8 protein-coding genes are annotated in these 10,722 nt (G+C 65.4%); 5 read left to right on the top strand and 3 right to left on the bottom strand.

From position 1 onward, the window contains the following. Together ACXJKM_RS26480 and aceE are read right to left on the bottom strand one after the other, a co-directional pair. Positions 1-286 (bottom strand): biotin/lipoyl-containing protein (locus tag ACXJKM_RS26480; RefSeq protein ID WP_457356161.1); only part of this gene is annotated, 286 nt, incomplete at its 3' end. A 122-nt stretch (positions 287-408) separates the two neighbouring features. Further along, positions 409-3,117, bottom strand: a complete 2,709-nt coding sequence (gene aceE / locus ACXJKM_RS26475) for a pyruvate dehydrogenase (acetyl-transferring), homodimeric type (protein ID WP_457356160.1) — start codon at positions 3,115-3,117, stop codon at positions 409-411. A gap of 183 nt (positions 3,118-3,300) precedes the next feature. Between aceE and ACXJKM_RS26470 the strand changes: the two genes are divergently transcribed. From ACXJKM_RS26470 to ACXJKM_RS26450, 5 genes are all read left to right on the top strand, one after another. After that, entirely contained in the window at positions 3,301-5,892 is a 2,592-nt protein-coding gene (locus tag ACXJKM_RS26470) for a PAS domain S-box protein (protein WP_457356159.1), read from the top strand. Further along, positions 5,889-6,512 carry a response regulator transcription factor gene (locus ACXJKM_RS26465; protein ID WP_056195018.1) on the top strand — a complete coding sequence of 208 codons (624 nt, stop codon included), beginning with the start codon at positions 5,889-5,891 and terminating at the stop codon, positions 6,510-6,512. The genes ACXJKM_RS26470 and ACXJKM_RS26465 overlap by 4 nt, the downstream gene beginning before the upstream one ends. Before the next feature lie 166 nt (positions 6,513-6,678). Continuing rightward, positions 6,679-7,536 (top strand): bifunctional methylenetetrahydrofolate dehydrogenase/methenyltetrahydrofolate cyclohydrolase FolD, encoded by an 858-nt coding sequence (folD, locus tag ACXJKM_RS26460; RefSeq protein ID WP_457356158.1) that lies wholly within the window; start codon positions 6,679-6,681, stop codon positions 7,534-7,536. 1 nt (position 7,537) lies between these two features. Next, entirely contained in the window at positions 7,538-9,526 is a 1,989-nt protein-coding gene (locus tag ACXJKM_RS26455; RefSeq protein WP_457356157.1) for a M3 family metallopeptidase, read from the top strand. Between the two features lie 10 nt (positions 9,527-9,536). Then, positions 9,537-10,052: a DUF1697 domain-containing protein gene (locus tag ACXJKM_RS26450; protein WP_056195005.1), complete on the top strand. Its 516-nt coding sequence runs from the start codon at positions 9,537-9,539 to the stop codon at positions 10,050-10,052. A gap of 31 nt (positions 10,053-10,083) precedes the next feature. Here ACXJKM_RS26450 and ACXJKM_RS26445 read toward each other — a convergent pair whose 3' ends face one another. Continuing rightward, positions 10,084-10,701: a hypothetical protein gene (locus tag ACXJKM_RS26445; RefSeq protein ID WP_157281327.1), complete on the bottom strand. Its 618-nt coding sequence runs from the start codon at positions 10,699-10,701 to the stop codon at positions 10,084-10,086. Between the last annotated feature and the right edge of the window lie 21 nt (positions 10,702-10,722).

The raw sequence follows: 10,722 nt of genomic DNA, 5'->3' as shown, positions 1-10,722 counted from the left end.
GGGCTGCAGCGGCAGGCGCCGGCGCAGCGGCCGCAGGCGCGGCAGCACCCTCGGCTTCAACCATCACCAGCACGCTGCCTTCCTTGACCTTGTCGCCCACGGCGACCTTGATCTCCTTGACCACGCCGGCCTGCGACGACGGGATCTCCATCGACGCCTTGTCGCTTTCGACGGTGATCAGGCTCTGCTCGACCTTGACGGTGTCGCCGACCTTGACGAGCACCTCGATGACGCCGACTTCATCGAAATCGCCGATGTCTGGAACCTTGACTTCAACCAATGCCATAACCCATATCTCCAATGTTTGCGGATGTAGTGCCTTCCCAAGCGGCACCCGTGGAACTGGCTTTGCCAGGCCACTGGGTGCGCCCCCTCGAGGGGGAGGCGCGTCAGCGCCTCGGGGGTGGGCTATGCATACAGCGGGTTGATCTTGTTGGCGTCGATGCCGTACTTGGCAATCGCCTCGGCCACGCGCTCGACCGGGATCGCACCGTCATCGGCCAGTGCCTTCAGCGCAGCGACGACGATGTAGTGGCGGTTGAYCTCGAARTGCKCRCGCAGCTTGGAGCGGAAGTCGCTGCGGCCGAAGCCGTCCGTGCCCAGCACCTTGTAAGAGCGGCCCTTGGGGATGAAGGCGCGRATCTGCTCGGCGTAGTTCTTCATGTAGTCGGTCGACGCGATGACCGGGCCCTTGGTGTGGCCCAGCTGCTGGGTCACGAAGGGCACGCAGGCCAGCTCGGTGGGGTGCAGCAGGTTCCAGCGCTCGGCGTTCTGGCCGTCGCGGGCCAGCTCGTTGAAGCTCGGGCAGCTCCACACATTGGCGCCCACGCCCCACTCCTCTTCCAGCAGCATCTTGGCGACCTGGCTTTCGCGCAGGATGGTGCCCGAACCCAGCAGGTTGACGCTGACCGGCTTGCTGGCGTCGGCTTCTTCCAGCAGATACATGCCCTTGAGGATCTGCTCCTCGGTGCCGGCCTTGAGCCCTGGCATCGGGTAGTTCTCGTTCAGCAGGGTGATGTAGTAATAGACGTTTTCCTGGTCTTCCACCATGCGCTTCAAGCCACGCTGCATGATGACCGCCACTTCGTGGGCGAAGGTCGGGTCGTAGCTCACGCAGTTCGGGATGGTGCCGGCGAGGATGTGGCTGTGGCCGTCCTCGTGCTGCAGTCCTTCGCCGTTCAGCGTCGTGCGGCCGGACGTGCCGCCCAGCAGGAAGCCACGGGCCTGCATGTCGCCGGCAGCCCAGGCCAGGTCACCGATGCGCTGGAAGCCGAACATCGAGTAGTAGACGTAGAACGGGATCATCACGCGGTTGTTCGTCGAGTACGACGTTGCCGCGGCAATCCACGAAGCCATGCCGCCGGCCTCGTTGATGCCTTCCTGCAGCACCTGGCCGGCCTTGTCCTCGCGGTAGTACATGACCTGGTCGCGGTCGACCGGCGTGTACTGCTGGCCCGCGGGGTTGTAGATGCCGATCTGGCGGAACAGGCCTTCCATGCCGAAGGTGCGCGCCTCGTCAACGAGGATGGGCACCGTGCGCGGGCCCAGTTCCTTGTCGCGCAGCAGCGTCGTCAGGAAGCGCACATAGGCCTGGGTCGTCGAGATCTCGCGGCCTTCGGCCGTCGGGTCCAGCACGGCCTGGAAGGTGGCCAGGTCGGGCACGTTCAGTTTTTCGTCGGTTTTGGCGCGGCGCTTGGGCAGGTAGCCGCCCAGCGCGTTGCGGCGCTCGTGCAGGTACTTCAGTTCCTGCGAGCCTTCGGCCGGTTGGTAGAACGGGATCTTGGGCAGGTCTTCGTCCGACACCGGGATGTTGAAGCGGTCGCGCATCGCGCGGATGTCGTCGTCCTGCAGCTTCTTGGTCTGGTGGGCGGTGTTCTTACCTTCACCGATCTTGCCCATGCCGAAGCCCTTGACGGTCTTCACGAGCAGCACGGTGGGCTGGCCGACGGTGTTGACGGCCTTGTGATAGGCCGCGTAGACCTTCTGCGGGTCGTGGCCGCCGCGCTGCAGGCGCCAGATGTCCTCGTCGCTCATCTTGGAGACGAGTTCCAGCAGCTTGGGGTGCTTGCCGAAGAAGTTCTTGCGCACGAAGGCGCCGTCATTGGCCTTCATGGCCTGGTAGTCRCCGTCGACGGTGTCCATCATGACCTTGCGCAGCAGCTCGTCCTTGTCGCGCGCCAGCAGCGGGTCCCAGTAGCCGCCCCAGATCAGCTTGATGACGTTCCAGCCCGCGCCGCGGAACTCGCCTTCGAGCTCCTGGATGATCTTGCCGTTGCCGCGCACCGGGCCGTCSAGSCGCTGCAGGTTGCAGTTGACGACGAAGATCAGGTTGTCGAGCTTCTCGCGCGCGGCCAGGCCGATGGCGCCCAGCGATTCCGGCTCGTCCATCTCGCCGTCGCCCAGGAACACCCAGACCTTGCGCTTGCTCGTGTCGGCAATGCCGCGGGCGTGCAGGTACTTCAGGAAGCGCGCCTGGTAGATGGCCATCAAGGGGCCCAGGCCCATCGAGACGGTCGGGAACTGCCAGAAGTTCGGCATCAACTTCGGATGCGGGTAGCTGGACAGGCCCTTGCCGTCGACTTCCTGGCGGAAGTTGATCAGCTGTTCTTCGGTGATGCGGCCTTCCATGAAGGCGCGGGCATAAATGCCGGGGGCGCTGTGGCCCTGGATGTAGAGCAGGTCGCCGCCGTGCACGCCGTCGTCGGCATGCCAGAAGTGGTTGAAGCCGCAGCCCAGCATGGTGGCCAGCGATGCGAAGGAGCTGATGTGGCCGCCCAGGTCACCGCCGTCTTCCGGGTTGTGCTTGTTGGCCCGCACCACCATCGCCATCGCGTTCCAGCGCATGTAGGCGCGCAGGCGTTCCTCGATCTCGATATTGCCCGGGAAGCGCTCTTCCTGGTCGGGCGGGATGGTGTTGACGTAGGCCGTGTTGGCCGAGAACGGCACTTCGATGCCGGCCTGGCGGGCGTGGTCGATCAGGGTCTCGAGCAGGAAGTGGGCGCGGTCGCCACCTTCTTCGCCGATGACGGCCGAAAGGGCATCCAGCCACTCACGGGTTTCCTGTGGATCTTGGTCGTTCGCGGCGGCGCCGAGAAAGTCTTGCGGCTGGGCTGACATGGCCGTGTCTCCTAATAAATCCGCCTCTGCGGGCGAAAGTGGCAGTTCTAACAGGTGCGAGGTGCGGACCCAGGCCCGCGAGCGGGGCGGAGTGTCTCACAGGCTCGAGCACTTTCCCAAATGGTGCGAGGTGATTTCTTATAGTGAAATCAACGAAGCCGGCATCGGCCCGGATAATTGCGCATGCCCCCTGTCTCTGCCTCGCCCAACCGCAGCCAACGCTGGCTCGCCACGACGCGCCGCCTGGTCGCCACCTGGTGGTTCAAGCAGTCGCCGTCACGCCAGGACCGCCTGGCCACGCTGGGCCCGCTGATCTCGGTGCTGCTCTTCCTGGCGGCCATCATTTCGGCCTTCTGGTACCTGCGCAATGAAGAAATCGAGCGCGAGACCGAGTCGGTCAAGCGCGACACCGAGATCGCCCAGCAACAGATCCGCCTGCGCCTGATCGAGAACCAGGAGCAGCTCGTGCGCATCGCGCGCGAGGTCGTCACGCGGCAGATCGACGCGCACGAGTTTTCGGCCCAGGCCCAGGCCTTTGCGCGCGAGCGGCCCGAACTGACGCATGTGACCTGGCTCAGCGCCAAGCGCGAGCGTCGCAGCAGCGTCGGCGCGGCGGGCTTCCAGGCTGACGGGCTGATGTCGGCGGACGGCGGCGACCCGTCCATGCCCATGGCCAACCAGTCCAACGCCGCGGCGATCGCCTTCGAGGCCGCCAAGGACCGCCGCCAGCCGGTCTATTCGCCGCCCTTCGCCGATGCCAACGGCGTCACCGTCTTCCAGCTGCACATCCCGCTGATCGACCGCGGCGGCTTCGCCGGCGTGCTGATCGCCGAGTACACGGTCGAATCGCTGCTGCGCTATTACGTGCCCAGCGAGGTCGCCACCCGCCACAGCATCGCCGTGCTGGATTCGCGCGACCAGGTCGTCAGCAGCACCGTCACCCCCATGCCGGGCCAGGTGCTGCGCCGCGCCTCGCTGCTGCACGACGTGCCGCTGGCGCCGGCACTCAATGGCCTGGTGCTGCGCGGCCAGGGCTGGCGCACTTCCATCGGCCTCATCAACAACGCACTGTTCTGGCTGGTGCTGGCGCTGGCGGGCATGACGGTGTGGATGCTGCTGGGCACCTGGCGCCACATGCGCCGGCGCACGCAGATCCAGAACGCGCTGACGCTGGAAACCAACTTCCGCCGCGCCATGGAGAACTCCATGCTGACCGGCATGCGCGCCATGGACATGGACACGCGCATCACCTACGTGAACCCGGCCTTCTGCGCGATGACAGGCTTCTCGGAGGCCGACCTCGTCGGCCGCACACCACCCTACCCGTTCTGGCCCGTGGACCGCCGCGAGGAGAACGCCCGCCTGCTGCAGCAAGAGCTGCAGGGCCGCAGCCCGTCGGGCGGAGTGGAGGTCAAGATCCAGCGCAAGGACGGCAGCCAGTTCGATGCCCGCGTCTATGTGTCGCCGCTGGTCGACACCAAGGGTAAGCAGACCGGCTGGATGACCTCGATGACCAACATCACAGAGGCCAAGCGCGTGCGCGACCAGCTCTCGGCCTCGCACGAACGCTTCACCACCGTGCTGGAAGGGCTGGACGCCGCCGTGTCCGTGCTGTCTGTGCAGCCGCCCGAGCTGCTGTTCGCCAACCGCAGCTACCGACTGTGGTTCGGCGCAGACCCGGCCGGGCACGCACTGCTGGCCGGCGGCCATCTGCTGGGCACGACCAGCCGCCGCGGCGGCCTGGACGACGGCACTGACGAAGTCGATGACTATTCCGGCCTGCCCGCCGAGGCGCTGACCGAAACCGGCTCCGACCCGCGCGAGGTCTATGTCGAGTCCCTGGCCATGTGGTTTGACGTGCGCGCGCGCTACCTGCAATGGACCGACGGCCGCCTGGCGCAGATGCTGATCGCCACCGACATCACGATGCGCCGCCACGCCGAGGCCCAGGCGGCGCTGCAGGCCGACAAGGCCCAGGTGACGAGCCGGCTGATGACCATGGGCGAGATGGCCTCCAGCGTCGCCCACGAGCTGAACCAGCCGCTGACCGCCATCACCAACTACTGCAACGGCATGGTCAGCCGCGTGCGAAACGACAGCATCGACAAGGATGCGCTGATGGCGGCACTGACCAAGACGGCCAAACAGGCCGAACGCGCCGGCCAGATCATTCACCGCATCCGCAACTTCGTGAAGCGCAGCGAACCGCAACGCCAGCCCGCCAACGCCGCAGACATCGTCGAAGACGCGGTCGAGCTCGCCGGCATTGAGCTGCGCCGGCGCAACGTGGCCATCCACACCTATGTCGCCCAGCGCCTGCCGCAGCTGATGGTGGACCCCATCCTCGTCGAGCAGGTGCTGATGAACCTGCTGAAGAATGCCGCCGAAGCGATCGACAACGCCTCGCTCCCGACGTCGCGCCGCCACATCGAGCTGCGCGTCATCCCCAAGCACAGCGCCGAGCTGGGCGGCCAGATCGAGTTCTCGGTCACCGACATGGGGCCGGGTTTGCCCGATGAAGTTCTGTCGCGCATGTACGAGGCCTTCTTCTCGACCAAGGCCGATGGCCTGGGCATCGGCTTAGGGTTATGCCGGTCTATCGTCGAGTCCCACCAGGGCCGGATAAAAGCCGAGAACCTCTACAATGGCTCCTTGGTCGTCGGCTGCCGATTTGCATTCACGATTCCGGTCACCATCACCTCAGAACACCTGCGTCAGGAAGCCTCACCAGGCACTCCCGGCAGCGCTCAGAGAACAGAACCCACAGCACCATGAGCTTGATCCCCAAGAAGGGCAACGTCTACGTTGTCGATGACGACGAAGCGGTCCGCGACTCCCTGCAGTGGCTTCTCGAAGGCAAGGATTACCGGGTCAAGTGCTTTGATTCCGCCGAATCCTTCCTCGCCCGCTACGACCCCCGCGAGGTCGCCTGCCTCATCGCCGACATCCGCATGGATGGCATGACGGGCCTGGAACTCCAGGACCGCCTCATCGAGCGCAAGAGCCCCCTGCCCATCGTCTTCATCACCGGCCACGGCGACGTGCCCATGGCGGTGCAGACGATGAAGAAGGGCGCGATGGACTTCATCGAGAAGCCCTTCAAGGAAGAAGAGCTGCTGGCCCTGGTGGAGCGCATGCTCGACCAGGCCCGCGAAGCCTTCTCCAGCCACCAGGAAGCCGCCAGCCGCGACGCCCTGCTGGCGCGCCTGACGACGCGCGAGGCGCAGGTGCTGGAGCGCATCGTCGCCGGCCGCCTGAACAAGCAGATCGCCGACGACCTCGGCATCAGCATCAAGACGGTCGAGGCGCACCGCGCCAACATCATGGAAAAGCTCAACGCCAACACCGTGGCCGATCTGCTGAAGATCGCATTGGGTGCCACGGCGAAGGCCTGACCTCCACTGACTACCGGAAGGCCGCTGAACTCTCAGCGGCTTTTTGCTTTCTGAATTTTGAACACGGCCACAGAGGCACAGAGACACAGAGAAATTCAAGGTTTCTCTCTGTGTCTCTGTGCCTCTGTGGCTTTGTTTTGCAGTTTTTGAACGGACCCACACTGCCATGACCGCCCAACTGATCGACGGCCTCGCCCTCTCCAAATCCATCCGCGCCGAAGTCGCGACCCGCGCGGCGGCCCTGACCGCCAAGGGTGTGCAGCCCGGCCTGGCCGTCGTCATCGTCGGCGACGATCCGGCCAGCCACGTCTACGTGCGCAACAAAGTCAAGGCCTGTGCCGACGCCGGCCTGCATTCGGTGCTGGAGAAGTACGAAGCGACGTTCAGCGAAGCCGAACTGCTAGCCCGCATCGATGCGCTCAACAACGACCCCRGCATCCACGGCATCCTGGTGCAGATGCCCCTGCCCAAGCACATCGACCCGCACAAGGTCATCGAAGCCATCGCGACGAGCAAGGATGTGGACGGTTACTCGACGCTGAGCGCCGGTGAGCTGATGACCCAGCTGCCGGGTTTTCGGCCCTGCACGCCCTACGGCTGCATGAAGCTCATCGAGAGCACCGGCTTCGATCTGCGCGGCAAGCATGCCGTCGTCATCGGCCGCAGCAATACCGTCGGCAAGCCCATGGCCCTGCTGCTGCTGCAGGCCAATGCCACGGTCACCGTCTGTCACAGCGCCACGCCGGACATCGGCCACCATACCCGCCAGGCCGACGTCGTCGTCGCCGCAGTCGGGCGCCGCAACATGCTGACCGCCGACATGGTCAAGCCGGGTGCAGTCGTCATCGACGTGGGCATCAACCGCAACGACGAGGGCAAGCTCTGCGGCGACGTGGACTTCGACGGCGTCAAGGAAGTGGCTGGCTTTATCACGCCCGTGCCCGGCGGCGTGGGTCCTATGACCATTGCCATGTTGCTGGTCAACACGCTTGAATCTGCGGAACGCGTCGCCAAGTCTGCTTGATATGACAAATCCTCTGCTCTCCACTGCCGCCCTGCCCGACTTCGCGGCCATCCATCCCGAGCATGTGCAGCCGGCCATCCAGCAACTGCTGGCCGCCGCGCAGGTTGCACTGGACGAGGCCACCAAGCCCGAGACGCCGGGCGACTACGACGCGCTGTCGCGCATCCTCGATACCAGCACCGAGCACCTGGGCGCCGCCTGGGGTGCCGTGGGCCATCTGAACGCCGTCGCCGATACGCCGGCACTGCGCGAGGCCTACAACGCGATGCTGCCGGCCGTCACCGAGTTCAGCACGGCCATGGGCGCCAACGAGGCGCTGTTCGCCAAGTACAAGGCCGTGGTCGCCGCTCAAGGTTCAACGCTGAGCGCACCGCGCCAGCAGGTGCTCAAGCACGCCATCCGCAACTTCGTGCTGTCCGGCGCCGAACTGCAGGGCGCGGCCCGCGAGCGCTACGCCGCCATCCAGGAGCGCAGCGCCGAACTGCAGCAGCAGTTCAGCGAGCATGTGCTGGACGCGACCGACGGCTGGAGCTACATCGCCAGCGCCGAGGAACTGGCCGGCGTGCCGCAGGATGTGCTGGACGCGACCAAGCTGGACGACGGTGGCCACAAGTTGACGTTGCACTTCCCGGTCTACCTGCCCGTCATGCAATACGCGGAAAGTCGCGAGTTGCGCGAGAAGCTCTACCGCGCCTACGTGACCCGCGCCAGCGAGACGGGCAAACCGGAATGGGACAACACCGCCGCCATGCGCGAGATCGTGGCCCTGCGCCAGGAAGAGGCCCAGCTGCTCGGCTATGCCAGCTTCGCCGAGGTGTCGCTGGCGCCCAAGATGGCCTCGACACCGGACGAGGTGAAGACCTTCCTGCGCGACCTCGCCAAGCGCGCCCGCCCCTTCGCGGAGAAAGACCTGGCCGAGCTGCGCGAGTTTTCCAAGGGGCAACCGCTGGAATCCTGGGACGTCTCCTACTGGAGCGAGAAGCTCAAGGAAGCCCGCTACGCCTTCAGCGACCAGACGGTGAAGCAGTACTTCACGGCCACCAAGGTCGTGCCGGGCCTGTTCTCCATCATCGAGCGCCTGTTCGACGTGTCCATCAGCGAGGCCACGGCGTCGGTCTGGCACGAGACCGTCAAGTTCTACGAGATGCGCCGCGGTGGCCAACTCAWCGCCCAGTTCTATCTCGACCTTTACGCGCGCAACGGCAAGCGCCCCGGCGCCTGGATGGACGAGGTGCGCAGCCGCTGGCTCAAGCCCACGGGTGAGCAGCAGACGCCAGTGGCGCTGCTGACCTGCAACTTCGCCAGCCCCGTCGGCGACAAGCCTGCGCTGCTGACCCACGACGACGTCATCACCCTCTTCCACGAGTTCGGCCACGGCCTGCATCACATGCTGACGCAGGTGAACGACCTCGGCGTGTCCGGCATCTCCGGTGTCGAATGGGACGCCGTCGARCTKCCCAGCCAGTTCATGGARAACTTYTGCTGGGARTGGGACGTGCTGCAGCAGTTGAGCGGCCACGTCGACAGCGGCGAGCCGTTGCCGCGCGATCTCTTCGACAAGATGACCGCGGCCAAGAACTTCCAGAGCGGGCTGATGACGCTGCGCCAGATCGAGTTCGCGCTGTTCGACATGCGCCTGCATGGCGAGCCGGGCGCGGAGGCCGACGTGCAGAAGGTGCTGGACGAGGTGCGCGCCGAGGTCGCCGTGCTGATCCCGCCGGCCTTCAACCGCTTCCAGCACAGCTTCTCCCACGTCTTCGCAGGCGGCTATGCGGCGGGCTATTACAGCTACAAGTGGGCCGAGCTGCTCAGCGCCGACGCCTGGAGTGCGTTCGAAGAGGAAGGCGTGTTCAACGCCGCCACCGGCAAGCGCTTCCTGAATGAAGTGCTGGAGCAAGGCGGAGCGCGCGATGCCATCGACAACTTCAAGGCCTTCCGCGGCCGCGAGCCCAAGATCGACGCGCTGCTGCGCCATCAGGGCATGAGCTGAAAGGCTTCTGATGCGTTACGTGGCGCTGTGGCGCGGCATCAACGTCGGTAAGGCCAAGCGCCTCGCGATGGCCGACCTCAAGGCCCTGCTCACCGAGCTGGGCGCGACCAAGGTCTCGACGCTGCTGAACAGCGGCAATGCCGTCTTCGACGTCAAGAAGAAGCTCAGCGCCGACAAGATCCGCACCGCCGTGCGCGAGCAACTGGGCGTCGATGCCGCCGTCATCCTGAAGACGGCGGCGGAATGGGCCGCCATCGCGGCGGGGCATGGCATTGACGAGGCAGACGACCCCAGCCGCCTGCTCGTCGCGATGACAACCGATGCGGCCGCGCTGCAGGCCGCAGCTGCCATCACAGCGCAGGGCGCCGAGCGCTTCGTCGTCACCGAGCACGCAGCCTATCTGTGGTGCGCCCACGGCATCCTGGAAAGCAAGGCCGCCGTTGCGCTGCTGAAAAATCTCGGCGAAGACTGCACGACTCGCAACTGGGCGACGGTCGAGAAGCTGAACGCGCTGGCGAACGGCTGATCGCCGGCCAGCGCGACCAGACAAGCGCTCGTCAGGCGCGAGCGCGACGCCGCGCCAGGCCAGTGGCCAGACAGGCGATCACCACCAGGGCAGCCGAACCCGGCTCGGGCAGGCGCCCTGCTTCGACATAGGTGCGGAAGTTGACGTCGTAGTCAGGGACGGCATACACCGCACCGTTCAGGAACAGCTGGCCTTGGCTATAGACATCGCCGCTCGTCCCCGTGAACGACGGGCTGAAATTGCCGGGGCTCTGCCCCTTGAAGCCAAAGACCAACTGGTCACCAGCGCTCAGCGAAATACCGGCAGACGACACGTCGATCAGATTCCATCCGGCAACCAGGCCATTCAGCACCGCGTCGAAGTCGTTCGCATCGCTTTGCCAACCCGCACCCTGGTTGACGAAGAACTGGATACCCGCGCCCAGATTGGCTGCATTGAAATACACCTCGATCGCCGTCAACTGGCCCGTCTGCCCCGCCACCACGCCTTGCTGCCAGGTCAAGGTCGGGGCGCCGCCGTTGAAGCTGACCGTACCAATCACGTCATTGGCCTGGTCAACCACGGGTGCTGCATGAGCCCCCGTCGATGCCAACACCAAAGCCCCCAGCGCGGTTGCTGCCTTGGCAACCAGAGTCTTGCTGATTCGCACGTCCGACCTCCCATAGTTATG

Source organism: Roseateles sp. P5_D6, assembly GCF_054049415.1.
This window is presented reverse-complemented; position numbering and strand designations above follow the sequence as displayed.

Coding starts and splice junctions, on each gene's coding strand:
- ACXJKM_RS26470 (WP_457356159.1), top strand. CDS start 3,301: ATGCCCCCTGTCTCTGCCTCGCCCAACCGCAGCCAACGCTGGCTCGCC.
- ACXJKM_RS26465 (WP_056195018.1), top strand. CDS start 5,889: ATGAGCTTGATCCCCAAGAAGGGCAACGTCTACGTTGTCGATGACGAC.
- ACXJKM_RS26450 (WP_056195005.1), top strand. CDS start 9,537: ATGCGTTACGTGGCGCTGTGGCGCGGCATCAACGTCGGTAAGGCCAAG.